Here is a 23,241-nt window from a genome sequence, read left to right on the forward strand (position 1 = left end):
GGTCGTCATTGATCACCAATCCGGTTGCGGGCGAACCACGTGGATCCTCTGATCGGGTGCCCCACCGAGATCGCTGATCGGGGCGCGGGCCTCCAGAGACGCGTTCACCTGGTTGAAGGTGTGCTGGGTGTAGCGGATGTCGCCGTCGACCACCCCGGTCACCACGGCCGCGTGGTGCACCTCGCCGGCCACCGCGCCGTCACCGGTCTCGGTCTGTTCCCAGTAGACGATGTCGCCCGGCTGGGCCTCGGCGAGGCCCACCTCGGATCCGTGCCTGGTCCAGAAGTCGTACGAGTCCTGCGCCTGCGCCCAACTCGACGAGTGCGAGTAGTCGATGCGGTCGACCGGCTGCCCGTCGACCGTCACATCCTTGCCGAACTGTGTGCCCTTGCCCCAGGAGTTGTCGGAGAGGGTGCCGAGCCAGAAGTCGAAATGCTCCTGCACCCCACCGCCCTCCAGCGCATCGGAGACGAAGTTCGTGCAGTTGTTGCGGAAAATGTCGTCGCTGTTGTCGTTCCCATGGTCGATGGCCCACTTGGCCACGCCGGTCCGGTCGTAGCCGTCGGTCCCGTGCAGGGCGGCTCGGACGTCGGCCGGGATGCCGTTCAGGTTCTCCAGGGCCCACGGCGCGGCCATCCGAACGGTCTGCTGATCCTCCGGCGACAACCCGGCCCACCACGCCCCCACCGCCGCCGGATCACCGGCCGGGACCGTGGCCGCGATCAGGTCGATCTCCAGCTTGGAGGCCATCCCGACGTCCTCGTTCAGCGCCGCGTTCACATCGGTCCGGAACGTCTGCTGACTGAGATGGTCGAGCATCTCGTACGCCTTCTGATCGGCCACCGTCGCCGCGTCCACCGCCAGCCGCACCAGGGTCTGCAGGTGGTCCCGTTGTTCCCGGCACGATGCGGCGTACTCCGGGTCGTGCCGCGCCAGTTCCGTGTCCGGCATTCCCACGGTGCCGTCGTCGCCGACCGGAAAGCCCTGCACCCGGGCGGTTCCGAGCGCGCTGCGCAGGCTGTTCTGGCTGATCCGGAACGCGTGGGTGAGGCCCGACAGCACGAGCGACACGGCCTGGCACTCCAGCGCGTCGATCTCCAGCCCGTTCGTCACCCCGCGCAGGTGGGTCAGCGCCGCATCCCCGGACGACCCGGTCCACGCGCCCGCGGACAGTTGCGGGTCCAGGTTGTCGTGCAGGTCGCGCACGGTCGCCAGCAGGTTCGTACAGCGGGCTTTCCACTCGTTCGCGCCGGTGTCCCACGCGGTGACGTCGAGGTCGCGCAGTTGCGCCATGCTGACCATCGTCACTCACCGGGGACCCGGCTGTGGCCCCGCAGCAGGGCCGCGTGGCGGGCGTCGGCCGCCTGATACTCCCGTACGGCGAAATGGAAATTGTCTCCGAGAAGCGCTGTCTCGTTCCCGTGGCTCTCGATCCGGTCGGCCCAGTTGCGGCGGCAGAAGTCGAGGGTGAGCGCGGACGAGATGCCCGGGTGGGCGGCGGTGAGTGCCCGCGTCTGGGTGAACGACCGGGACTGCGCCGACACGGCGTGACCGCTGTCGTCGAGCCGGTCACCGCAGCGCTCGACCACGTCCGGTTCCATGTGCAGGTCGCTCATGACTGTCCCCTCCCGACACCGGCCTGTACGCCGCCGGCCGGTGGACCGTTCAGAACGATCTGAGTACTCGTACTCATGAATACCGGCCCGCCGGCCGGGATCTTGAGTACATGCACCTGCACGAGACCGATCGGGGCGCGGCCGAGCCGCCCCGGCGACGCGATCCGGTATTCGCCGCGGCCACCCGGATGCTGGCGTTCGCGCTGTCCCCGGCGGCCGCGCTGGTCACGCCCGGCCGGGCCCGGCTGACCGCCTGCCGGTGGGCGCTGGCCGCGCGTTTCCCGGCCGAGTGCCTGGACGGGCTGACCCCGGACGCGCGGGCCGCGTTCGAGGCGGCCCGCACCCGGGCGCTGTGGGAGTACGGGGTGTTGCTCGGGCTCACGTCCGGTTTTCGGGATCGGGACACGCAGACCGCCCTCTATCTGGCCGAGGTGCGGCGCTGCGGGTCGGTGGCGGAGGCGCGGCGGTGGGCGCTTCCTCCGGAGGAGTCACGGCACGTCGCGGGAACCGCGATGGACGTGCGGCCGACGGAGGGTGCGCAATGGCTGGAGCGGCACGGGGCGCTGCACAGCCTGTACCGGGTGTACGACAACGAGTGGTGGCATTTCGAGTACCGCCCGGACGGTTGCCCGCCGCGTCTCCCCCACCCGGGTGCCCGGGACCGCCGGCTGTTCCGGCGGGCCGAGCGTGTGATCGATCTCGATCTGACATGCTCAGCGGCGTGAATACGTCCTGGGCCGGTCGCCGGCCGGCGGCGCTGGCCGGGCTGAGCGGCGCTCTGCTGCTCGCCTCGGCCCCGTCGCCGGTGGCGAGCGGCCTGCCGCTGTTCGCGTCGGTGACCGGTCACGGCCGGGAGTATCACGGCACCGAGTGGGGGCTGGTGCTCGCGCCGATCCTGGCGGTCGGGCTGTCGCTGTTCCTGGTGCGCTGGTGGCCGTACCTGATCGTGGCCGGCGGCCTGCTGTCCGGCTGGGCCCTGGCCGCGCCGGACCGGACCGGCTATCTCGTGCGGCTGGCGCTGGAGGACGTACCTCAGGCGTTTGTCCTGATCGGTTTGCTGGCGGCCGCGCAGAGCCTGTTGCGCCGGGGTGCGCCCGGGCTGGGTGCGGCCGTGGCCGGGCCGGCGATCGGGGCCCGGCTGTTCGGTTCGGCGCTGATGGACGCCCTGTACGGCTGGTACAGCTCCGGCGCCGGCGTCCCGCACTGGCGCTACGCCCTGGTCGTGACCGGTCTGGCCGGGGCACTGGCCGCGCTCACCCGGCTGTGGCGGCCGGACCCGGACGCCACCCCGGCCGGTTCGCCGGTGTCGTGGCGGCGGTTGCGGCTGCCGCTGGCCGGGACGCTGGTGATGGCGATCTCGGTGCCGCTCTCCTATCTGTCCACGTCGGACGTCGCCGCGCTGATGGGCGTGGACCCGTTCACGCTGCAGCGGCACCCGTACGCCGAGGTCGCGATGATCGGCGCGGTCGCGCTGGTGCTGGCCACCGGCCTGGCCGCGCTGGCCGGGCTGTGGTCGCTGGGCGGTGCGCTGACCGTGGCGACCGTGCAGGCGGCGGTGGCCACGCCGTTGTCGCTGGCGTTCTTCGCGCTGCAGTACACCGGTTCCACCCGCTGGGCCGGGGCGCTGGCCGGGGTCGTGCTGGGCGCCGGTGCGGTGGTCAGCCGGTGGCGGGTGGCGGCGGCCGGCGGGCTCACCGTGGCGGCGGCGACGGCGCTGTTCATCGCGTACGCCGCGACCACCGGCCATCCGGAGCGGCTGGCCGAGCAGCATCGTGTGGTTCCCGGCCTGGTGATCCTGGTGCTGGTCGTCGCGGCCGGCACGGCGGTCACCGCCGCGGCCACCGCGCCGCTGGCCCGGCGGGGCGCGGTCCCGGCGGTGGTGGGCCCGCTGGCCGGTGTGATGGCGGTCGCCGGGTTGCAGACGTTGCGGGCGACCTACCTGGAGAGCAACGGTCTGCCCGCGTCGAGCATGCTCAACGACACGTCGCACCTGAACACCTCGGCCCTGTTGCTGCTGGTCGCCGGGGCCGCGGTCGGTGGTCTGGGCGTCGCCCACTATCTGGCCGAGCGCTGGGCCGAGCGCCGGCAGGCCGAGCAGATCCGCCGCGAGGCGGCCGCGGCCGAGCGGGACCGGCTGGCCCGCCCGATCCACGACGGCGTGCTGCAGGTCCTGGCCATGGTGCAGCGGCAGGACGGCGGTTCGCAGCTGGCCGCGCTGGCCGGCGAGCAGGAGGTGGCGCTGCGCCGGTTGCTGGCCGGCGGTGGCACGCTGATCCCGGACGCGGGCGGGCCGGCCGACCTGCGGGCGGCGCTGACCGCCCTGGCCGCGCCCGGGGTCGAGGTGGCCGCGCCGGCCGAGGCCGTGCCGCTGGCCGGGCCGGCGGCGACCGAGCTGGTCGCGGCCGTGCGGGCCGCCCTGGAGAACGTGCGCCGGCACGCCGGTGAGGGGACCCGGGCCTGGATCCTGCTGGAGGACGAGGGCGACGGTGTCCGGGTGTCGGTCCGCGACGACGGCCCTGGCATCCCGGACGGCCGGCTGGCCGAGGCGGAGCGCGACGGGCGGCTCGGCGTCGCCCAGTCGATGCGGGGCCGGATCACCGATCTGAGGGGGACGATGACCATCGACAGCCGGCCGGGTCAGGGCACCGAGGTCGAGTTCTGGCTGCCGCGGTGAGCCGGCATCGTTGGCCCGCCGTGGTCACCGGGCTGAGCGGCTGCCTGCTGCTGGTCACCATGCCGGCGCTGGGCCAGGCCGGGCTGCCGTTGATCCCGGCGGCCGGCAGCGACTACTACTACGGCATGCCGGCCGCGGCGATCCCGCTGGTGATCGGGCCGTCGGTGGTGGCGATCGTGCTGGGCCTGTGCCTGCTCCGCTGGTGGCCGTATCTGCTGGTGACGGCGGCCGTGTTGAGCGGCGCCGGGTCGCTGACCCCTCTCGCCCTGGTGACCGGGCAGTTCAGTCACGCGTTCGCGCTGATCGGGGTGCTGGCCTGCGCGCAGAGCCTGTGGCGGGGCGGCGCTCCCCGGTGGGGTGCGGCGTTGACCGCGCTGGCCCTCGGGTCCCGCGTGTTCCCGACCGCGCTGACCGGCCGGGGCTCGAACCTCGGCCAGTACTGGACCTACCTGTCCTTCGGTCTGATCGCCGTGGCCACGGTGACTCTGCTGGCGTTCGCCTGGCGGGTGGAGGCGGCCGACCGGGAGAACGCCGACCCGGTGACGGCTCACCAGCGCCGGGCCCGGGCCGCCGTCCTGGCCGGGGCCGCACTCCTCGCGGTCGTCCCGTTGTCGCAGGTCTCGCGGGCCGACGTGGTCGATCTGCTCGGCCTGGTGTCGGCCCAGCTGTCCGACCGTTTCGTCCTGGTCGCCCTGGCCGGCGCGGCCAGCCTGGTCGTGGCCGCGGTCATCGCGGCCGTGGCCGGCCCGTGGTCGTTCGGCGGGGCGGTGACCATGGCGGCCGCCCAGGCCGCGCTGGCCACGCCGCTGCTGCTGACGTTCTTCGCCCTGGAGTCCGACTTCGTCACCCGGGTGGTGTGCGTGCTGGCCGGGATCGGGGCCGGGGTCGCGGCCACCGCGTCACGATGGCCGGTGCCGGTGGCCGGCGCCCTGTGCGCGGCGTCGGCGGCCTCGCTGTTCATCGCCGACGTGGCCACCGGCGGCGCCGCCGAGCGGATCGGGACGCAGCATCGGACGGTTTTCGCCGCGGTCCTGCTGATCCTGGTCGTGGCCGCGGTGACCGCGGTGGCCGGTGCGGTCACGCCGGTGCTGGCCGCGCGGCGGTCGCTGCCGGCGATGGTCGGCCCGATCGCCGGTCTGATGGCGTCCGGCCTGGTCGAGGTGCTGGGGGCGACGTACCTGGAGGCGGACGGGCAACCGGCCGACGACTATCTGAACGCGGCCAAGCATCTGCCCACCTCCGGGATTCTGCTGCTGGCCACCGGGGCCGCGGTCGGCGGTCTGGGTGTCGCCCGGCACCTGTCCGAGCGCTGGGCCCGCCGCAAACGGGACGAGCAGATCCGGCTGGAGGCGGCCGAGGCGGAACGCCACCGGCTGGCCCGCCCGATCCACGACGGCGTGCTGCAGGTCCTCGCCATGGTCCAGCGCGACGGCGACGACCCGCGCCTGGCCGAGCTGGCCGGCGAGCAGGACGTGGCGCTGCGGAAACTTCTGCGGGAGGACGACACGCGCGGGTATTGATCGTTCCGTATCCTGCCCGGATGTCTTCGCTCACGTCCGGCTTCCGGCGTTCCTGGGCCGCCCGTCGCCCGCTGGCCGGCGTGCTGCTGCTCGTCGTCACCGCGTACCTGTTGACCGCCTCGCTGCTCGACCTGTTCGCCGACGACCACGGCCTGGTGATCCTGGACGGCAACCCGCGGCCGGACGAGCCGATGCTGGCCCGGGCGCTGGTGGCGGCCACGCTGTGGCTGGGCGGACTGGTCGCGGCCGGCCGGGTGACCCCGCGGACGGGCCGGATCTCGGCCGGGGCGTTCCTGCTCAGCGCGCTGGTGGCGCCGATCCTGCTGGCGGTGCTGCGGAACGCGGCGGGCACGGTGCCGTACGCCGACCGGCTGCTCGACGCGCTGCTGCTCGCCGGGGTTCTCGCCGTGCAGGCCGGGGTGGTGGCGAGCCGGCCCGGTGAGGTGCCGGCCGAGCAGCCGGGCCGGCTGTGGCCGTCGGTCGCGACCGGGATCGCGCTGGTGCTGACGGTCGGGGTGGCGGTGCAGAACCCGTACGAGGCGCCGGTGATCCGAACCGGACGCGGGACCGGCTCCGAGCCGGTCGCGGCGGCCTGGCCGGACGGGCAGCACCCGGTGATCGTCACGACCGGCGGCATCCGGTTCTGCGACGACGACCTGTGCCGAAGCTTTCACGGGGTGACCGGCCTGCCGGTCGCGATGGACGGTTACGGCTCGGTCGCCATCGGCTCGGACGGCACGGTGGTCAAGTCGGTGACGACCGGCGGGCTGGACACGGGTGGGCCGTTCGTGCAGTTCGCACGGTGCGGGCGCGACGGATGCCGTACGGCGTACTTCCCGATCCGGACCTCGGCCGATGACAGGCCGGACCTGACGGCGAACCCGGAGGTGGCCGGAGCCCCGGCGCCGGACGGCGCCCTGTGGTTCTTCCTGGCCACCCCGGTCACCGGCGGCGAGAACGGGCGCTACCGCCTCGAACTGATCCGCTGCGCGGAGGTGACCTGCGCGAGCCCGGACCGTCACCCGCTCGGCGAGATCGACCGGACGCCGGCCGACGGCTACCCGGATCTGCGCCGTGCCCGGCTGACCGTCGGGTCGGACGGGCGCCCGTCGGCGACGTTCTGGATCGGTCACGAGGTCGCGCGCTACACCTGCGACCCGGTCGGCTGCGCGAACCCGCGCCTGCTGGAGGAACCGGTCGTCGGCACGGCCTGGGCGACGTCCGGCCGCCGGACGATCTCGCTGATGGGCAACGAGATCTGGGACGGCACGCGGCGATGGCAGCTCGACGGCGCCGGCAACGACGACTCGGGCACGGTCCTGGTCCGCGACGACGCGGTCTACGTGGCGGGGGCGCTGAGCACCGGGCCGGAGCCGGGGATCCGGGTCACGATCGGCACGCCGCCCGGCTTTCAGCGCGAGGTGGTGTGGCGCTGCACCTCGTCGGACGACTGCGACCGGGTGGCGCTCGACGTCTATCCGGGTGCCGGGCGGCGGGAGTTGCTGGCGGTCAGCCGGGACGGGCGGGTGCTGGTGATCCGCGACGACCACACCGTACTGGCAAAGTTTTAGAAGCCCTGCTCGATGGCGTAGCGGACGAGCTCGGCCCGGTTGTGCATCTGCAGCTTGCCGAGCGTGTTCTGCACGTGGTTCTGCACCGTGCGGTGGGACAGCACCAGCCGCTCGGCGATCTGCTTGTACGACAGCCCCTTGGCGACCAGCCGCAACACCTCGGTCTCGCGCTCGGTCAGGCGCGGCCCGCCCGGCTTGCGGTACTCCCCGAGCACGAGCCCGGCCAGCCCGGACGTGAAGACCGGCTCGCCCTCGGCGGTCCGGCGCACCGCGTCCAGGAACTCGGCCCGTCCGGCCGACTTGATCAGGTACCCGGTCGCGCCGGCCTTGACCGCTTCCAGCACGTCCCGCTGCTCGCCGCTGGCCGAGAGCATCAGGATCCGCACCTCGGGCAGGATGTCGCGCAGCCCGCGGATCACCGCCACCCCGGGCAGGTCGGGCAGTTGCAGGTCGAGCACGACCACCTCGGGCCGGGCGGCCGGCGCGACCCGCAGCGCCTGCTGCCCCTCACCGACCGCCGCGGTCACCTGATAGCCGGCCTCGGCCAGGTCCCGGGCCACGCCGTCCCGCCACATCGGGTGGTCATCGACGACCATCACACGCACAGTCACGCCCGCCAGATTAACGACACCGGGTAGTCCTTCCGGTTGCTCCTGGTGCCGTGGTCGCTCAGCCGACACCACGTCCACCGCCCCGGGAACACACTGGCCGCATGGGAGTCGACCTGGGAGGAATCGAGTTCTACGCGGGGCCGCCGGTACTCGGCGGTCCGGACGACCTGGACGCTGTCATCCGTAACTTCATCGACGGCGCGACCACCCGCCTGCTGGTCGCGGTGCAGGAACTGGACTCCCGGCTGATCGCCGACGCGGTCCTGGCGGCCAAGGCGCGCCGCCTCCGCATGCAGATCATCCTGGAGGGCGACTATCTGCGGGAGGCGACACCGCTGGCCGACCCGTGGGTGACCGGCGGCGAGAACGAGGGCAACCGGGCCATCCACGCGGCGCTGCTGCGGGCCGGGGTCGACCTGGTCACCGACCTGAACCCGAACATCTTCCACCAGAAGTTCATCGTCCGGGACCCTGGGAAGCCGACCGCGGCCGTGCTCACCGGCTCGGCCAACTTCACGCACACCGACACCGGCACCAACCCGCCGGGCATGGCCGGCAAGCCCGGCAACAACCTCAACCACGTGGTCGTGCTGCACGGGAGGACGGCCGCCGACCTCTACCTGGCCGAGTTCGAGCGCCTTCGCAGCGGCACCTTCGGTGACCTGCACGAACGTCACGAGCCGAAGCCGCGCGAGTTCCGCCTGGGCGGGATCCGCGTCAAGCCCGTCTTCGCGCCCGAGCAGGGCCCGGAGATGGAGATCATGAAGCAGATGCTGAAGGCGACGTCCCGGGTGGACTTCGCGATGTTCACGTTCGCGCAGTCGTCCGGCATCGACGACACCATGGCCGTGATGCTCAAGGGCGGCCTCCCGGTGCGCGGCGTCCTGGACCGCGGGCAGGGCTCGCAGAAGTGGGCCGCGACCGAGCTGCTGCGCAAGGCCGGGGCGCAGCTGTTCGAGAACACGCCGGGCAACGGCGTCCGCAAGATCCACCACAAGCTGATGGTGATCGACCAGCAGCTCACCATCGTCGGCAGCTTCAACTACACCGCGCCCGCGGCCACCCTCAACGACGAGAACATCGTGGTCCTGGGCGACCTGGAGGAAACGGACCAGGACGCGATCGCGGCGCAGAAGCGGCTGGCCGGTTACGCCCTGGCCGAGATCGACCGGATCATCACGCAACTGTCCCGCCCGGCCTGAATCCACCCGCGCATCCGGGCGCTGTCCACAGCCCGGCTGGCCGCAAACCCCGAGGTTCCCTAGAGTGGGCGGTCGGGTGTCGCGGTCGCGGTGCCCGACCGGCAGGAGGGGGACGGCACGATGCGCAAGTTCGTGGCCGCGATCACGGCCATGACGGCAGCGCTGGCGTTGACGGCCTGCGGCGGCAAGAGCGACGAGCCGTACTTCGTCAGCCAGGGCTCATCGGCCGCGCCGATCGCCACCTCCGACGCGCCCGCGCCGGCCGCCGCCGGGGCGAACAGCGCTCCGGCCTCGGTGCCCGCGAGCAAGAGCCCGTCCCCGGCGGCCACCACCAAGAAGGCCGCGAAATACGTCTTCCCGGTCGTCGGCAACAACTCGTACGCGCACACCCACCATGACTACCCGGCCACCGACATCATCACGAACTGCGGAAACACCATCCGCGCGGTGACCGACGGCACGATCCTGGCGCTCACCCGGGTCGACAAGTGGAAGGCGTCGGTCAACTCCGGCGACACCCGCGGCGGCCTCTCCGTCTCGCTCCTCGGCGACGACGGCGTGCGCTACTACGGCTCCCACATGTCCAAGATCGACAGCAAGGTCCAGATCGGCGCCCGCGTCACCGCCGGCCAGACCATCGGCAAGATCGGCGACACCGGCGACGCCAGCGCGTGCCACCTGCACTTCGGCATCTCCCCGCCGTGCGCCCAGGTCGGCGACTGGTGGAACCAGCGCGGCACCGTCTACCCGTGGCCGTACCTGGACGCGTGGAAGGCCGGAAAGAACAAGTCCCCGGTCGCCACGGTCAAGGCCTGGCAGTCCGCCCACGGCTGCCCCAAGAAGCCCACCACCGACGGCTGACCCTTCTCCACCCCGAAGATCAACTTCTTCATTGCCCCGGTCCGCCGGGGTACAGACCGTCGCTCCCGCGGGGACCCTTCCGACCCTCGCAGGCCGCTGGCGCGGCCAGAACGCGAGGCCCGCAAGGGCGACGTGGTCTTCTGGTCACGCTCAGAGCAACAAACCCGCCCACGCGTGCACCCACGCGAGGCCGCACCCGCCGACCGGCGTGGTCAGGCGTTGGCTTCGGCGAGGGTGGGCGTGGGGGTCGATGCCGGGGTGGTGGCGGTGGGCGGCCACGTGGCGGCGACCGTGAGGACGGAGAGGGTGGCGGCCAGGGCGGCCGCGCCTACCACCAGGGACGGGCGCAGGGATTCGGCGGCGGCGCCGGCGGCCAGCATGGAGAGGCCCTGGACGGCGCAGAGGCCGGACATGGCGACGCCGAAGGCCCGGGCCCGGTAGGCCGGCGGGATCGCCCGGCCGAAGAGGGCGTTCAGCGGGATGCTGAACGCGCCGGCCAGGCCGCTGACGAACAGCAGGGCCAGGACCACGGGCAGCGGCGGCCGGGCGGCGATCGGGAGCAGGATCGCGCAGGACAGGATCGCGAGCGGGAGCATCAGGCGCCGGCGCCGGTCGGGCCCGCAGAAGCGGGTCAGGACCACGCCGCCGACGGCCACACCGGCCGGCATCATCGCGAGGAGCAGACCTCCGGTGCGGGCGCCACCGCCGTACTCGGCGGCCAGCGGCGCGACGATCCCCTCGACGGCGTAGACCAGGCAGGACAGCCAGAACAGCAGCAGGTAGGAGCGGAGTGTCCGGTCGCCGAACACCACCCGTACGCCGGCGGTCGTCTCGGACCACCAGGGGCCGGAAGCCTCGGCCGGAGCCCGGGTCGCCGCCGGGCAGGAGCGAAGTCCGGAAGCGATGAGCGCGGCCGAGATCAGGAAGGTGGCCGCGTCAGCGGCCAGCACCAGCTGCGCCGACCCGGCGGTGACCAGCAGCCCGCCCAGCGCGAACCCGGCCACCTGGGTGATCTCGGCGACGATGTTGTCCAGGCCGTTCGCGACCGGGTAGCGGTCGCCGTCCAGGATGTCCGGGAGCAGGGAGGCGCGCGCCGACTGGAACGGCGGCCGGCACAGGTTGGCCACGAAGGCGAGGAGCACGAGCAGTGGCACGGGCAGGCCCGGGGCGAGCATGAGCAGCACCAGCGCGGCCCGGATCAGGTCGCAGGCGATGAGGACGGTGCGGCGCGGCAGCCGGTCGGCGATCACCGAGAGCAGCGGCCCGCCGACCACCCAGGTCAGGTACGAGCCGGCGAAGGTGAGCGCGGCCAGCAGCGGCGAGCCCGAGCGGTGGTAGACCAGGAAGGCCAGGGCGACCGCGGTGAGCTGGTCGCCGATGAGCGACAGCAGGTTGGCGGCGAAGAGGTGGCGGTACTCGCGGACCGCGAAGATCTCGCGGTAGCCGGCCGGCTGCTCGGTCAAGGACTCCCCTGTACATGGATCAGCGGCGGGCCGTCCCAGGTCCAGATGGGACGGCCCGCCGCTGCTGACGGTCTACTCACACACATCCACGGGGGTTCAGCCCCAGCTACGTCCGCGCATCGGCGTGCTCCCTTCAGTGATGGGGATCGGCTTTCACTGCCGGGAACTTCAGCTCCAGGTACGACCGCGCATCAGGGGTACCTCCTCAGCCAGGGGAAATCCGGGGTTGCCCACTACGTTAGGTATCCGCAGATTTCCGGCATATCAGCTTTTCGTCCGGCGGCGGGCGAACCGCTCGTCGCGAACCGGACGAACCGACGCGGGAAGCCCACCGCGAGACACGGCGGGGCTCCCCGCGTCCTGCATCAGGTGATCGGGACCGGGCCGGTTCCTAAGGTCATCGGCCCGGCCGCCGAACAGAGGCGACCGACCGAGAGAGCGGAGACCGGATGCGCTGGCCCCGAGCCACCGCGCCGGCGTGGATCGTCCACGCCGGCTTCCTGGCGTGCGCCCTGCTCGGCGGGGCCGGATACGCCCTGACCGGCGCGGGCGCCCGCGCGGTGATCTACACGGTCGTGGTGGTGCTGTCGATCGGCCTGTTCGGCCAGGCGCTGCTCTCCGGCCACCTCACGCACCGGCGGCCCTGGCTGCTGGCCATCGGCGGCCTGGCGCTGCTGCTCGCCGACCACCTGCTCTGGCCGTACTGGATCATCGACGGCCATCTGGGGCACGCCGAGGGCCGACCGGCCGACCTGCTGCTCGCCACCGCTCACGGACTGTTCCTGATCGGTGCGTCGCTGGCGGTCCGGCGCCGGATGAGCGCGGACGCCGGCGGCATCGTCGACGCCGCGATGTTCGGCGTGTGCGCCGGTGGCGCGCTGTGGGTGTGGGTGTTCCAGCCGCACCTGCCGGCCACCGCCACCCCGGTCGGCGAGGCGCAGGTGCTGGTCGACGTGCTGCTGCTCAGCGCGTGCGCGGGCTGCCTGTTGCGGATGGCGGTCGCGGCGACCGGCGCGGCCCGCGGCACGATCGCGTATCTGCTGCTCACCGTGGTGCTGACCGGGGGCGCGCTGACCGCCGGGGCGCTGGGCGTGCCGCACCGGGGCGCCGTCTCCGGGGTGCTGATGCTCGTCGCGTTCCTGACCATCGCGGCCGCGGCCGTGCACCCGGGCGCGCCCGCGGTGGTCGAGCCGCCGACCGTCGTCGAACGGGCGGCCGGACGGTTCCGGCTGGCCTGGCTCGGGGTCGCGCTCAGCGTGAACCCGGCCATCGCGACGGTTCAGGTGCTGCGCGACGACCAGACCGGCGCGGCGCAGCTGCCGATCGCCACGATGCTGGTGATCCCGCTCGTGATGATCCGGTTCAAGCAGCTCACCGGCCAGCGGGAGCGGGCCGAGCGGGTGCTGGCCCACCAGGCCTCACACGACGAGCTCACCGGCCTGTTCAACCGGCGGCGGATCATGACCGAGATCGACCGGGCGCTGACCGGCTCGGACGACGTGATCGTCCTGCTCTGCGACCTCGACGGTTTCAAGCCGGTCAACGACCGGCACGGTCACGCGGCCGGCGACGACGTGCTGCGGACCGTCGCCGGGCGGCTGAGCACGGTGGCCGGACCGGGCCGGGAGGTCGGGCGGCTGGGCGGTGACGAGTTCGTGGTCGTGTGCCGGGGCGGCACCGACGCGGAGATCGCCGACCTGCAGGAACGGATCCGCGCGACGGTCCGGCTGCCGATCGGCCTGACCGGCGGCGCGGTCTCGGTGGGGGTCACCATCGGCATGGCCCGGGCGACGGCCGGCTGCGGTCTGGACCGCGCCGGCCTGATCGCCCAGGCCGATGCCGAGATGTACGCGGGCAAGCCCAGCCGCCACCGGACCGCCGCCTGATCAGTCCCCGACCGGTTCGTGCGGGAGCAGGCCGGCCGAGCGCATCGCCGCCCGCAGCGGGTCCAGCGGTTCGCCGTCCGGCACGGTGAGCGTGATGCCGGGCTGGGACGTCTCGGCCACGGTGGGCACGTTCACGCCGATCAGCCCGGACTGCGCCATCATCTGCCACAGTTCGGCCAGCATCGGGTGCGCCGGTGGCGAGGTCGTCACCGGCGGGAGCAGCCCGAGCGCGGCCACCGCGTCCGGCAGACCGGCCCCGCTGCGGTTCCGGTCGCCGAGCGCCAACGGCCGGCAACTGGCCCGGATCAGGTCGAAGAGACGGTCGACCCGTGAGCTGTCCCGGCCGGTGACCCGGTCCCGGAACTCCGGGTGGTGGGCCAGCAGCAGTGCGGCCAGCCCGGTGACGTACGGCGCCGCGAACGAGGTGCCGTCCCACGCCGCGTAGTTGGCCGGCGGCACGGCCGACACGATGGCGACGCCGGGCGCGCAGACGTCGATCTCCGGCCCGTGACCGGTGAACGACGCCGAGAAATATCCGTCGACGGTCGGAACGCCGTACACCTGGGTGGCGTGATAGCTCTCCGGCGGGTACTCGCCCACCTTGCCGATCGCCGCGACCGCGAGCACGGACGGCATCGTCGCCGGGAAGCCGACCGGCCCGCCCGAGTTGCCGGCCGCGCAGACGCAGGCGATGCCCGCCTGCCGGGCCTGCTCGATCTTGCGGGCCAGCAGCGGTGACGGCTGCGGGCTGCTCAGGCTCAGGTTGACGACGTCGATCGACCGGGCCAGGCAGTAGTCGAGCGCCTCGATCAGGTCGCTGAACCGGCCGCCCGGGAAGATCTTGCACGAGTGCAGTTCGGCCTCGGGGACCACGCCGACGATGCCGTACCCGTCGTCCTTGCCCCCGATGATCCCGGCGGTGTGCGACCCGTGCCCGACGGTGTCCACCCGCCAGCCGCCGGCGTCGGTGTCCCCGGCGGGGAGACCGGCGGTGACCCGCCCGGCGAGATCGGGATGGGTGCCACAGGCCCCGGAGTCGATGATCGCGATGCGTACGCCGTCCCCCCGGAACGTCGGCGGCAACGCGTCGAAGCGCAGGGCCCGCCGCGCCCACCCGTCCAGCGGACGTTGCGGAAACCCGGGAAAGGTCTCGGCGAACGACGGGCAGGTGACCAGGTTCGGCGCGTCCGCGGTGAGGTCGGGCCGGCCCAGCCAGACCGCCCAGTAGTCGTGCCGGGGCTTGACGTAGACCCCGTTCAGCGCGGGCAGCGCGCCGGCCGGGGCGTCGATCACCGCGACCCCGTCGTCACCGGTCACCGCGCGCAGCGGGAACGCCTCGCTCATCAGGTAGATCTCGGCCCCGGCCAGGGGCCGTCCGTCGCTGCCGAGCACCAGGAACTCCAGCGGGGCCGGGTCGCCGGGCGGGAGCACGCCCGGGTCGGCGAAGCTCATGCCCGCCCCCGCGCCGGGCCGGGCGTACTGCAGCGGCAGGTCCGGTTCGACGTGCACGGCCCCGGTCGCGCCGAGCATGGCCGCCCGGTCCGCCTCCATCTCCACCACGGCGACCGCGGGGAACCCGTCGACCGGCGGGATCACCCGGTGCAGCGTGGTGGCGGGGTCGGTCTCGAGCTGGGCCAGGAACCGTTCGGGGCCGGCCAGCAGGTAGCGCTCGCGTCGGGCGCCGACCGGCCGGGCCGCCGGACCGTCGTCGCCTTTCCCGTCGTCCCGGCGCTTCTTGCCGGGAGTGCGGTCGTTCATCGGGATCCTCCAGATCACCTCGGGCGGCCGGACCCCGGGCAGGTCCCCGGGATCCGGCCGTTGTCCGGCGGGCGGCGCCTCGTCACAGCGGCGGCAGGCCCGGTACGGCGGCCTGCAGCTGCTGCACCGTCCGCACCACCACGGCCACCTGTTGCAGGCTGGCCGGGTACTGCTGGGCCGCGTACTGCTGGACGGCCGTGACCAGCACCGGCGCCACGGCCGCGGCCTGCGGCAGGATCGGCACGGCGGCCTCCAGCCAGCGATAGCAGCGCTGGATGATCGCGGCCGCGGGCTGACGCATCGCCTCGGTGCCGATGGCCTCCGGTACGAACGCGCCGGGAACACCCCAGACGACCGGCCGTGGCGCGGCCAGGTAGGCCGCCCCGCTGTAGTAGGTCACCGCCGGCTCCCGGTCAGTTCCACATGGGCAGGTGCTGGAACGGGTTGCCGTACATGCCGATGTTCGGCTGCTGCTGCTGGAGCGGGTTGCCGTAGCCACCGATCGGCTGCTGCTGCCACTGCCGCGCCATCTGCTGCTGGATGGCCTGCTGGATCTGCTGTTGCTGGATCTGCTGCTGGATCTGCTGGGCGATCGCCTGCTGGATCTGCTGCTGGACGATCGCCTGGTGGATCTGCTGCTGCTGGATCTGCTGGGCGATGATCTGCTGGATCTGGTGCGGCTGCACGGCGTGCTGCAGCTGCTGCGGGTGCAGGCCGGGAAGCCCGCCCTGCGCCCCGAACTGCTGCGGGCTCCCCCACTGTCCGAATTGCTGATCGCCGAGTGAGCCGATCGAACCGAACGGAGTGACCTGCGGGGTCGCGGGTGCGTAGGTGGCCGTGCTCATGGTCGTTTCTCCCCTTTGAGATCGCGGGTGGCCCGGGTGGCCCGCCCGCTCGTCCGGTTCCGAAACGTAATCGAAACGCAGCGGAGGGTAGTGGAGTCCGGGGAATCGCTTGACCTGCACCACGCGGCGAGGAAACTGGACGCGCCGTGACTGCCCCGGGCCTGGCCTGCGGATTTGCTTGCAGACACACCGATCGAGCACGCTGGCCGCCATGGACGCGCCCGAAATGATTAACGCCGGGGAACTGGTGCTGAAACGTTGGGAACCGGAGTGGGCCGGGGAAGCCACCGCCGCGATCCACGAGTCCCTGGCCGAGCTCGAACCGTTCCTGCCCTGGGCCTACGCCGGCTACGGCCTGCGGGACAGCCGCAACTACATCGAGATGTCGGTGAAGGGCTGGAGTGCGGGCACCGAGTTCAACTACGCGATCTTCACGACGACCGGTGACCTGATCGGCTCGATCGGTCTGATGACCCGGTTGGGCCCGGGCACGTTGGAGATCGGCTATTGGATGCGTACGGCCTGGGCCGGCCGTGGCTACATGACCGCGGCCGTCAGCACGCTGACGCGGGTCGCGCTCACCCTCGACGGCGTCGAGCGCGTCGCCGTCCGCTACGACGCCGCCAACCACGCGTCGGCCCGCGTCGCCGCGAAAGCCGGCTTCGTCGAGGTCAAGCGCGAGTCAAGGGAGCCCGTGGCGCCCGGCGAGACCGAGGTACTGGTCACCACGGTATTCGATGGCTCCGCTTCGCTCCACGGCAAGACGCCTGGTAACCGGTGAGGAGGCAGGTGATTTCCCGCCACCCGCAAACCCCACGGGCGTCGGGAAATCACTTGCCTCCTCACCGGCGGCGTCTTGCGGCGCCGGGGGTAAGACTTCAGCGGGCCAGCCAGCCGCCGTCGACCGGGATGACCGCGCCGTGCACGTAGCGCGCGGCATCCGACGCGAGGAAAACGGCCGTACCCGCAAGGTCTTCCGGACCCCCCCAGCGGCCCGCCGGAATCCGGTCCACAATGGCCGCGTCCCGCCTCGGATCGGCGCGCAGCGCCGCGGTGTTGTCGGTGGCGATGTACCCGGGCGCGATCGCGTTCACGTTCACGCCGCCCCCGGCCCACTCGTTGGCCAGGGCCTTGGTCAGGCCGACGACCCCGTGCTTGGCCGCCGCGTAGGCCGGCACCCGGATCCCGCCCTGGAACGACAGCATCGACGCCACGTTGATGATCGACCCGCGCCCCTGGGCGAGCATGACCCGCCCGGCGGCCCGGCACAGCCGGAACACCGCGTCCAGGTCGACCCCGATCACGTCGGCCCAGTCCTGATCGGTGGTGTCGACGGCGTCGGCCCGCCGGATGATCCCGGCGTTGTTGACCAGGATGTCGATCCGCCCGAGCGAGGTCACCACCCGCTCGACGACCGCCTCGGGGTCAAGGTCCGCGAGATCCCCCCGGATCCATTCCGCAAAACCGAGATTTCCGATTTGCGTACGGGAAGCAGCCGGTGCCGGCAAAGCAGGCGGGGCAGCCGAGCCGGGCGGGGCAGGCGGCTCGGAACGGGACAGCACGGCCACAGCCGCGCCGGCCGACGCCAGCCCGCCCGCGATCGCCAGCCCGATCCCCCGATTCCCCCCGGTCACCAGCGCCACCCGCCCGTCCAGCCGGAACGAGTCGAGAACCGTCAAAGCCCCAGCTCCCGCAGCACCGGCACGGCCTTACCCACCCATTTCAGGTCCGCGTCCTCCATCGCCCCTTGAGTCCGCTGGGTCCCGGCCAGGAACCACAGGTAATAGGTGATGTATCCCGGCGCGCTGACCACCGTGTGATATCCCTCCGGCATCATCTGCACCCCGTGATCCCGAACGGTGAAGTTCTCCTCATACCCCTCATCGGTGTAGACCCGGCTGATCCCGAACCCCTCCTTGGGCGACACCTTGAAGTAGTACATCTCTTCGTGCGCCGCCTCCCCGGGCAGGCTGTCGACCTTGTGCCGATGCGGCGGATACGTGCTCCAGTTCCCGCTCGGGGTGAACGTCTCCCCCACGATCAGCCGCCGAGCCGGCAGCGCGGGCTGACTGATCTCGGTCAGGATCTGGTGATAGGTCCGCCCGAAGTTCGCCGCCCCCCACCGCCCTTCGGCCACCTGGTCGGGCGAGATCACGTAGGGCTCGGTCACCAGATCACTGGGCGCGCTGGGCAGCGCGATCTCCACCGGCCCGTGCGCTTCCACGGTCACCGCCGACCCGGCCGGGATGTACACCGAGTGCGGTTTGCCGGAGAACACGTCGGCCCGCCCGCCCACGTCGGCGAACTTGGCCGCCCCCACGGTGAACGTCGCCTTCCCGCTGAGGATCACGGCCAGGATCTCGCGATCCCCCGATTCCCCGGACCACGTCTCGCCCGCGTCGAGCCGCAGCAGCGTGAGGTCGAGCAGCGCACATGGGTTGAAAGGCAGTTCGTTGCGACCGGACTCGGCCGGGATCGTGCAGTGGTACTTGTAGTCCATGACAGCTCCTTACCAGGGGTGATTCCAGTCGGGCCGGGTGACGCGGGTCAGCGCTTCGAGGTAGAAGTAGTCGCCCCAGAGGGTCCCCTCATCGACCCCGATCCCTTTGGGCTTGTCGTAGACGCCGTGCCGCAGCAGCGCGTTGCCGGGGCTGACGTAGTCGCTGATCAGGGCACCGAGGATCGCCCCGGCGGCCGCCGGCCGGCCGAGCGCGAGCAGCCCGCACACCGCGATCGCCGCGGCCGACGAATCCCGTTCCACCTCAAAAAGCGACAAATCCCAATAAGGTACGCCGGCAGCCGGGAAGTGGTCGGCACAGCGTCGCGCCGCGGCCAGGAACGACGGGTCCCCGGTGTGCTCGTAGTTCAGGTAGAACCCGTAGATCCCCCACGCCTGCCCGCGCGCCCAGCACGAGTCGTCGGCGTGCCCCTGCTCGGTCTCCCCGCGCAGCGGTTCCCCGGTCACCGGATCCCAGTAGAACGTGTGGAACGTGCTCCCGTCCGGCCGCAGGATGTGATCCCGCAGCTGTTCCGCGTGCCGCCGGGCCGCGTCGGCGTAACGGGCGTCCCCGGTCTGCGCCGACGCCCAGAACAGCAGCGGCGTGTTCATCAGGCTGTCGATGATCGTCCGCCCCCGCTGGGCCGGATCCCGCAGGTCACCCCAGGCCTGGATGATGCCCGCGGGTTCGAGGACGCGGGACATCAGGTGGTCGGCCGCCGCCAGCGCCGCCCGCTTCGCCTCGTCATCGCCCGTACGCCGATGGGCCGTCACGCACGACAGCGTGTAGAGGAAGCCGAGATCATGCGTGTCGATGTCGACCCCGTCGGCGACCCGCGCCGCGAAGCTGCGCACGTGGTCGAGCCCGGCCGTCAGGTACTTCTCGTCCCCGGTCAGGTCGTACGCCAGCCAGATCTGCCCCGGCCAGAAACTCGTGGTCCAGCCGGTGTTGGCGGCCCGCAGCGGATAGCGGTCGCCGACCGTCGTGTCGTCGGGATAGCGGTCCCCGAACTCGGCCAGATTCGCGTCGATGGTGGACAGTGCCGCGGTCACCGCGGCGGCGGTCACGTCGATCGCCGTCATGTGGTCCTTTCTTGCCGGTGGAGAAGGGCCGGTGCCAGCGTGTATCGGCTGTTCGCCCACACCGCGTAGAGCAGCGGGCTCGCCGCGAGGGTCAGCGCGAGCACCGGTTTCGCCGCCACGAGCGCTTCGAGGAGCACCAGGACGGCGAGCGACGGGCCGGTCAGGTACCACCGCCGGACGCCGAGCAGAAGTCCCGCCCGCAGCACGTCCCGCAGCCGGGCCGCCGGTCGCTCGGCCAGCGCGACCAGCCCGAGCAGCGTGACGACGACGACCAGCGCGATCAGCACGACGAGCACCGGGATCAGCGCCGCGCCGGCCGGGCGCCCCCACGCCGCCCGGACGTCCAGGCCGAGCACGACGAGCGCGCCGGCCGCCAGCACGCCGAGCCCGGCCGCCTTCCGGAACGTGACCCACCACGCCCGCAGGAATGTGCGCACGACCGGGCCGGGGTGCCCGGCGAAGACGGCGAACGCCGCACACAGCGCGGGCGCGGCGAGCGGGGCGGCCACCGGGACGAAGAAGATCGGGAGCACCGCGACGGCCAGCAGCAGGTTGGTCATCAGGGCCAGGTAGGTCAGGTCGAAGACGGTGCCGAGGTGACGTCTCATCCCTTGAGTCCCGTCGTCGCCACGCCCTCGACGAAGTACCGCTGCCCGAGCAGGAAGATCACCACGATCGGCAGGACGGAGAGCACCGACCCGGTCATGATCAGGGCGTACTCGGCGCTGTACTGGCTGATGAACGTGCGCAGCCCCAGCTGGATCGTCCACAGGTTGCTCGACCGCAGGTAGAGCAGCGGCCCGAGGAAGTCGTTCCACGTGTTGACCAGGGTGAGCAGCGCGAGGCTGGCCAGCGCCGGGGTGGAGAGCGGGAGCATGATCCGGCGGTAGATGCCGTACTCGCTCATGCCGTCGATCCGGGCCGCGTCGACCAGTTCGTCCGGGATCGACTCGTAGAACTGCTTCATCAGGAACACGCCGACCGCGCCGAACGCCTGGATCGCGATGATCGACCAGAGCGTGTCCGACAGGTGCAGCTTCGACAGCAGCACGAACTGCGGGATCATGTACGACTGCCAGGGCACCGCGAGGGTGCCGATGTAGAGCAGGAACAGCGCGTCCCGTCCGGGGAAACGGATCTTCGCGAACCCGTAGGCGGCGAAACTGCCGGTCAGCACCTGCAGGAACGTGACCGCCGTGGAGAGCAGCACGGTGTTGCCGAGCCAGGTCGTCATGTCCGACCGGGTCCAGATGTCGACGTAGTGGTGCCACTGCGGTGTCGACGGCAGCCACGTCACCGGCAGGGTGAAGACCTCGTTGTTGGTCTTCAGCGACGAGACGACCATCCAGTAGAAGGGCAGCAGCACGGCCACCGAGGCGACGAGCAACGTCAGGTAGCCGGCGATCCGCCCGAGCCGGGAGCCGCGGCGGCGCGCGGCGGGCAGGGGCTCCGTCCGTACCGAAGCAGGGTCCAGAAGCGTGGTCATCGAGCCTCCCGACGGCGGTTCACCACGAATTGCACGACGGTGACCAGGAAGCACAGCAGGAACAGCACGATCGACACGGCCGACGCGTAGCCGAACTGGTTCTCCTCGAAGCCCTTGCGGTAGACGTACTGCGCGAGCACGAGCGTCGACTGCCCGGGGCCGCCGTTGGTCATCACCAGGATCAGGTCGAGCACCTTGAAGCTGTTGATGGTCAGCATCACGACGACGAAGAACGTGGTCGGGCGCAGGCAGGGCAGGGTCACCGCCCGCAGCCGCTGCCAGGCGTTGGCGCCGTCGACCCGGGCCGCCTCGTAGAGCTCGCCGGGCACGGTCTGCAGCCCGGCCAGGAAGATCAGCATGAAGTAGCCCATCTCCCGCCAGGTGCCGACCAGGATCACCGCCGGCATCGACCAGTCGGCCGAGGTGGTCCAGCCCGGCGGGTTGTCCACGCCGACCGCCCGCAGGATCGCGTTGATCGGCCCGTACCCGGGGCTGAACAGCATGTTCCAGACCTGCGCGACCGCCACGATCGACGCGATATAGGGGAAGAACGCGACGGTACGGAAGAACGCCACCGCCCGCAGCCGCCGGTTCAGCAGCACCGCCAGCCCGAGCGACGCCACCAGCGTGAGCGGGATGTGGAAGACCGTGTAGTAGACGGTGTTCCACATCGCCGTCCAGAAGCTGGAGTCGTGCATCATCTGGCGGACGTTGTCGAGGCCGGACCACTCCGCGCCGCCGAAGATGTCCCAGGTGGTGAACGCGTAGTAGAAGAGCAGCACCACCGGGACCATCGTGAGCACCGCGAAACCCACGAAGTTGGGCAGCAGGAAGCTCCAGCCGAGCAGAGTGTTCCGGCCCGTCCTCACTTGTTCAGGACCTCGTTCTTGGCCTTGTCCTGCGCCTGCGTGATGGCCGCGTCGATGTCCGTGGTGCCGGACAGCACCGACGTGTGCAGGTCGTTGAGGATGTTCTGCAGCGGCGCGGTGTACTTGCCGACCGGGTTCTCCGGCTTGGTGTCGTGCTTGGTGAAGGCGAACTTGGAGACGTCGTCGGTCGGCACGCCCGGGATCGCGAAGATCGTGTCGGCCGCGGCGTCGGTGTTCGCCGGCGTGATGCCGATCCCGGCCAGCGCCTTCGCGCCGTCCACGCCGGCCACGTAGGCCAGGAACTTCTTGGCCGCGTCGATCTTGCCCTTGCTGATCTTCGGGTTGATCCCCATGCCGGTCGGGTCGCCGAAGGTGATCGGCGTGGCCGAGGTGCCGGTGGTCGACTTGTCGAGCTGCGGGGCCGGCGCGATGCCCCACTCGAACTTGTCCGCGTCACCGCTCTTCTGCTGGCTGAGCAGGGTCGCGATGTACCAGGTGCCCATGGTCATCATGGCCGCCTGCTGCTTGCCGAACTGCGCCTGGTAGGTCAGGTTGTTGGTGGTCGCGTCGCCCAGCCCGACCTGCGCGCCGGCCTTCTGCAGGTCGACCGCGCGGGTGTAGTACGGCTTCAGGTATCCGAAGTTCCCGCTGCTCAGGTCCGCCCCGGCGGTCTGCGCGAGCGCGAAGCCCTGCAGCGTCGACTGCCACACGTGCTCGTAGATGCCGAGCGCCTTGGACCCGGACGCCTTCAGCCCGGTGGTCAGCTGCTTGCCCGCGGCGGCGTAGTCGTCCCACGTCCACGACCCGTCCGGGTACTTCACCTTGGCCGCGTCGAACAGTGCCTTGTTGTAGTAGACGACCCACGAGTCCTGCCGGTACGGGATCGCGAACGTCTTCCCGTCGACCTGGTAGAACGGCAGCCCGTTGGCGGCCGAGCCGAGACCGGCGGCGACGTCCGAGACGTCGAGCAGTTGCTTGCCGTTCTGGTAGGTGTAGAAGTTCTTCAGCGTCTTCTGCACGTAGATGTCGGGCGCCTTGCCGGCGGCCAGGTCGGCGATCATCTGGGTGTCGTAGTTCTTCGGGTCGTACTCCTTGAGCTCGACCGTGTAGTCCGGGTTGGCCGCGTGGAACCCGTCGGCCAGGACCTTGAACTCGGGCGTGGTGGCCAGGCTCCAGCCGGCCAGGCTGAGCGTCTTGTCCCCGGCCCCACTCGCGTCGTCACCGCCCGACCCGCAACCGGTCAGCGTGAGCGAGAGCGCCGTGACGGCGCCGAGGACGGCGGCTATCGAGCGTTTCATC

The 23,241-nt window shown here is 71.7% G+C and carries 22 protein-coding genes; 8 read left to right on the plus strand and 14 right to left on the minus strand.

Features of this window, described 5'->3' with window-relative positions; genetic code table 11:
- Window positions 1-12: 12 nt before the first annotated feature.
- Entirely contained in the window at window positions 13-1,293 is a 1,281-nt protein-coding gene (locus ACSHV8_RS30120; protein ID WP_436521096.1) for an amidase domain-containing protein, read from the minus strand.
- A gap of 11 nt (window positions 1,294-1,304) precedes the next feature.
- A complete protein-coding gene (locus ACSHV8_RS30125) occupies window positions 1,305-1,616 on the minus strand; it encodes a hypothetical protein (protein WP_436521098.1) in 312 nt (103 codons plus the stop codon).
- Window positions 1,617-1,726: 110 nt separating this feature from the next.
- Between ACSHV8_RS30125 and ACSHV8_RS30130 the strand changes: the two genes are divergently transcribed.
- From ACSHV8_RS30130 to ACSHV8_RS30145, 4 genes are read left to right on the plus strand one after another with little or no spacing between them, the layout of a single operon-like run.
- On the plus strand, window positions 1,727-2,341 hold the full coding sequence (locus ACSHV8_RS30130) for a D-alanyl-D-alanine carboxypeptidase family protein (RefSeq protein ID WP_436521100.1): 615 nt from the start codon (window positions 1,727-1,729) through the stop codon (window positions 2,339-2,341).
- Window positions 2,338-4,290, plus strand: coding sequence for a sensor histidine kinase (locus ACSHV8_RS30135; protein ID WP_436521102.1), 1,953 nt, complete (start codon window positions 2,338-2,340; stop codon window positions 4,288-4,290). Before ACSHV8_RS30130 ends, ACSHV8_RS30135 begins: the two co-directional genes overlap by 4 nt.
- On the plus strand, window positions 4,287-5,810 hold the full coding sequence (locus ACSHV8_RS30140) for a hypothetical protein (RefSeq protein WP_436521104.1): 1,524 nt from the start codon (window positions 4,287-4,289) through the stop codon (window positions 5,808-5,810). Before ACSHV8_RS30135 ends, ACSHV8_RS30140 begins: the two co-directional genes overlap by 4 nt.
- A 20-nt stretch (window positions 5,811-5,830) precedes the next feature.
- Window positions 5,831-7,381: a hypothetical protein gene (locus tag ACSHV8_RS30145; RefSeq protein WP_436521106.1), complete on the plus strand. Its 1,551-nt coding sequence runs from the start codon at window positions 5,831-5,833 to the stop codon at window positions 7,379-7,381.
- On the opposite strand, the gene ACSHV8_RS30150 is transcribed toward ACSHV8_RS30145, so the two are convergent.
- Complete coding sequence (locus tag ACSHV8_RS30150) at window positions 7,378-7,977, minus strand: response regulator (RefSeq protein WP_436536954.1); 600 nt, start codon at window positions 7,975-7,977, stop codon at window positions 7,378-7,380. The two genes, ACSHV8_RS30145 and ACSHV8_RS30150, sit on opposite strands and share 4 nt — an antisense overlap.
- A 116-nt stretch (window positions 7,978-8,093) precedes the next feature.
- Between ACSHV8_RS30150 and ACSHV8_RS30155 the strand changes: the two genes are divergently transcribed.
- On the plus strand, window positions 8,094-9,194 hold the full coding sequence (locus ACSHV8_RS30155) for a phospholipase D-like domain-containing protein (RefSeq protein WP_436521108.1): 1,101 nt from the start codon (window positions 8,094-8,096) through the stop codon (window positions 9,192-9,194).
- A 90-nt stretch (window positions 9,195-9,284) separates the two neighbouring features.
- Window positions 9,285-10,055, plus strand: a complete 771-nt coding sequence (locus ACSHV8_RS30160) for a M23 family metallopeptidase (RefSeq protein ID WP_436521110.1) — start codon at window positions 9,285-9,287, stop codon at window positions 10,053-10,055.
- Between the two features lie 212 nt (window positions 10,056-10,267).
- Here ACSHV8_RS30160 and ACSHV8_RS30165 read toward each other — a convergent pair whose 3' ends face one another.
- Entirely contained in the window at window positions 10,268-11,518 is a 1,251-nt protein-coding gene (locus ACSHV8_RS30165; RefSeq protein ID WP_436521112.1) for an MFS transporter, read from the minus strand.
- A gap of 449 nt (window positions 11,519-11,967) precedes the next feature.
- Between ACSHV8_RS30165 and ACSHV8_RS30170 the strand changes: the two genes are divergently transcribed.
- On the plus strand, window positions 11,968-13,404 hold the full coding sequence (locus ACSHV8_RS30170) for a GGDEF domain-containing protein (RefSeq protein ID WP_436521114.1): 1,437 nt from the start codon (window positions 11,968-11,970) through the stop codon (window positions 13,402-13,404).
- Here the strand turns inward: ACSHV8_RS30170 and ACSHV8_RS30175 are convergent, their stop codons facing one another.
- The 3 genes from ACSHV8_RS30175 to ACSHV8_RS30185 all read right to left on the minus strand — a co-directional run bounded on the left by ACSHV8_RS30175 (window position 13,405) and on the right by ACSHV8_RS30185 (window position 16,007).
- A complete protein-coding gene (locus tag ACSHV8_RS30175) occupies window positions 13,405-15,162 on the minus strand; it encodes a S8 family serine peptidase (protein ID WP_436521116.1) in 1,758 nt (585 codons plus the stop codon).
- A gap of 82 nt (window positions 15,163-15,244) precedes the next feature.
- Window positions 15,245-15,562 carry a hypothetical protein gene (locus ACSHV8_RS30180; protein ID WP_436521118.1) on the minus strand — a complete coding sequence of 106 codons (318 nt, stop codon included), beginning with the start codon at window positions 15,560-15,562 and terminating at the stop codon, window positions 15,245-15,247.
- 13 nt (window positions 15,563-15,575) lie between these two features.
- On the minus strand, window positions 15,576-16,007 hold the full coding sequence (locus ACSHV8_RS30185; protein WP_436521120.1) for a hypothetical protein: 432 nt from the start codon (window positions 16,005-16,007) through the stop codon (window positions 15,576-15,578).
- 211 nt (window positions 16,008-16,218) lie between these two features.
- On the opposite strand from ACSHV8_RS30185, the gene ACSHV8_RS30190 reads away from it, so the two are divergent.
- A complete protein-coding gene (locus tag ACSHV8_RS30190; protein WP_436521122.1) occupies window positions 16,219-16,788 on the plus strand; it encodes a GNAT family N-acetyltransferase in 570 nt (189 codons plus the stop codon).
- Window positions 16,789-16,885: 97 nt separating this feature from the next.
- Here ACSHV8_RS30190 and ACSHV8_RS30195 read toward each other — a convergent pair whose 3' ends face one another.
- From ACSHV8_RS30195 to ACSHV8_RS30225, 7 genes are read right to left on the minus strand one after another with little or no spacing between them, the layout of a single operon-like run.
- On the minus strand, window positions 16,886-17,686 hold the full coding sequence (locus ACSHV8_RS30195) for an SDR family oxidoreductase (RefSeq protein WP_436521124.1): 801 nt from the start codon (window positions 17,684-17,686) through the stop codon (window positions 16,886-16,888).
- Window positions 17,683-18,507 carry a 5-deoxy-glucuronate isomerase gene (gene iolB / locus ACSHV8_RS30200; protein WP_436521126.1) on the minus strand — a complete coding sequence of 275 codons (825 nt, stop codon included), beginning with the start codon at window positions 18,505-18,507 and terminating at the stop codon, window positions 17,683-17,685. The genes ACSHV8_RS30195 and iolB overlap by 4 nt, the downstream gene beginning before the upstream one ends.
- 9 nt (window positions 18,508-18,516) lie before the next feature.
- Entirely contained in the window at window positions 18,517-19,587 is a 1,071-nt protein-coding gene (locus ACSHV8_RS30205; RefSeq protein WP_436521128.1) for a glycoside hydrolase family 88 protein, read from the minus strand.
- A complete protein-coding gene (locus ACSHV8_RS30210; RefSeq protein WP_436521130.1) occupies window positions 19,584-20,195 on the minus strand; it encodes a hypothetical protein in 612 nt (203 codons plus the stop codon). The genes ACSHV8_RS30205 and ACSHV8_RS30210 overlap by 4 nt, the downstream gene beginning before the upstream one ends.
- Entirely contained in the window at window positions 20,192-21,073 is an 882-nt protein-coding gene (locus tag ACSHV8_RS30215) for a carbohydrate ABC transporter permease (protein ID WP_436521132.1), read from the minus strand. Before ACSHV8_RS30215 ends, ACSHV8_RS30210 begins: the two co-directional genes overlap by 4 nt.
- Entirely contained in the window at window positions 21,070-21,942 is an 873-nt protein-coding gene (locus ACSHV8_RS30220) for a carbohydrate ABC transporter permease (protein ID WP_436521134.1), read from the minus strand. The genes ACSHV8_RS30215 and ACSHV8_RS30220 overlap by 4 nt, the downstream gene beginning before the upstream one ends.
- On the minus strand, window positions 21,939-23,240 hold the full coding sequence (locus ACSHV8_RS30225) for an ABC transporter substrate-binding protein (RefSeq protein WP_436521136.1): 1,302 nt from the start codon (window positions 23,238-23,240) through the stop codon (window positions 21,939-21,941). Before ACSHV8_RS30225 ends, ACSHV8_RS30220 begins: the two co-directional genes overlap by 4 nt.
- Window position 23,241 lies beyond the last annotated feature (1 nt).

The organism is Actinoplanes sp. HUAS TT8, from assembly GCF_051380535.1.
GTDB lineage: Bacteria > Actinomycetota > Actinomycetes > Mycobacteriales > Micromonosporaceae > Actinoplanes.

What these genes read in the sequence shown, in the direction of transcription:
- ACSHV8_RS30175 (WP_436521116.1), bottom strand. Translation starts at nt 15,162, where the DNA reads ATGAACGACCGCACTCCCGGCAAGAAGCGCCGGGACGACGGGAAAGGC.
- ACSHV8_RS30185 (WP_436521120.1), bottom strand. Translation starts at nt 16,007, where the DNA reads ATGAGCACGGCCACCTACGCACCCGCGACCCCGCAGGTCACTCCGTTC.
- ACSHV8_RS30125 (WP_436521098.1), bottom strand. Translation starts at nt 1,616, where the DNA reads ATGAGCGACCTGCACATGGAACCGGACGTGGTCGAGCGCTGCGGTGAC.
- ACSHV8_RS30145 (WP_436521106.1), top strand. Translation starts at nt 5,831, where the DNA reads ATGTCTTCGCTCACGTCCGGCTTCCGGCGTTCCTGGGCCGCCCGTCGC.
- ACSHV8_RS30215 (WP_436521132.1), bottom strand. Translation starts at nt 21,073, where the DNA reads ATGACCACGCTTCTGGACCCTGCTTCGGTACGGACGGAGCCCCTGCCC.
- ACSHV8_RS30130 (WP_436521100.1), top strand. Translation starts at nt 1,727, where the DNA reads ATGCACCTGCACGAGACCGATCGGGGCGCGGCCGAGCCGCCCCGGCGA.
- ACSHV8_RS30205 (WP_436521128.1), bottom strand. Translation starts at nt 19,587, where the DNA reads ATGACGGCGATCGACGTGACCGCCGCCGCGGTGACCGCGGCACTGTCC.
- ACSHV8_RS30225 (WP_436521136.1), bottom strand. Translation starts at nt 23,240, where the DNA reads ATGAAACGCTCGATAGCCGCCGTCCTCGGCGCCGTCACGGCGCTCTCG.
- ACSHV8_RS30120 (WP_436521096.1), bottom strand. Translation starts at nt 1,293, where the DNA reads ATGGCGCAACTGCGCGACCTCGACGTCACCGCGTGGGACACCGGCGCG.
- ACSHV8_RS30150 (WP_436536954.1), bottom strand. Translation starts at nt 7,977, where the DNA reads ATGGTCGTCGATGACCACCCGATGTGGCGGGACGGCGTGGCCCGGGAC.
- ACSHV8_RS30210 (WP_436521130.1), bottom strand. Translation starts at nt 20,195, where the DNA reads ATGAGACGTCACCTCGGCACCGTCTTCGACCTGACCTACCTGGCCCTG.
- iolB (WP_436521126.1), bottom strand. Translation starts at nt 18,507, where the DNA reads ATGGACTACAAGTACCACTGCACGATCCCGGCCGAGTCCGGTCGCAAC.
- ACSHV8_RS30190 (WP_436521122.1), top strand. Translation starts at nt 16,219, where the DNA reads ATGGACGCGCCCGAAATGATTAACGCCGGGGAACTGGTGCTGAAACGT.
- ACSHV8_RS30155 (WP_436521108.1), top strand. Translation starts at nt 8,094, where the DNA reads ATGGGAGTCGACCTGGGAGGAATCGAGTTCTACGCGGGGCCGCCGGTA.
- ACSHV8_RS30170 (WP_436521114.1), top strand. Translation starts at nt 11,968, where the DNA reads ATGCGCTGGCCCCGAGCCACCGCGCCGGCGTGGATCGTCCACGCCGGC.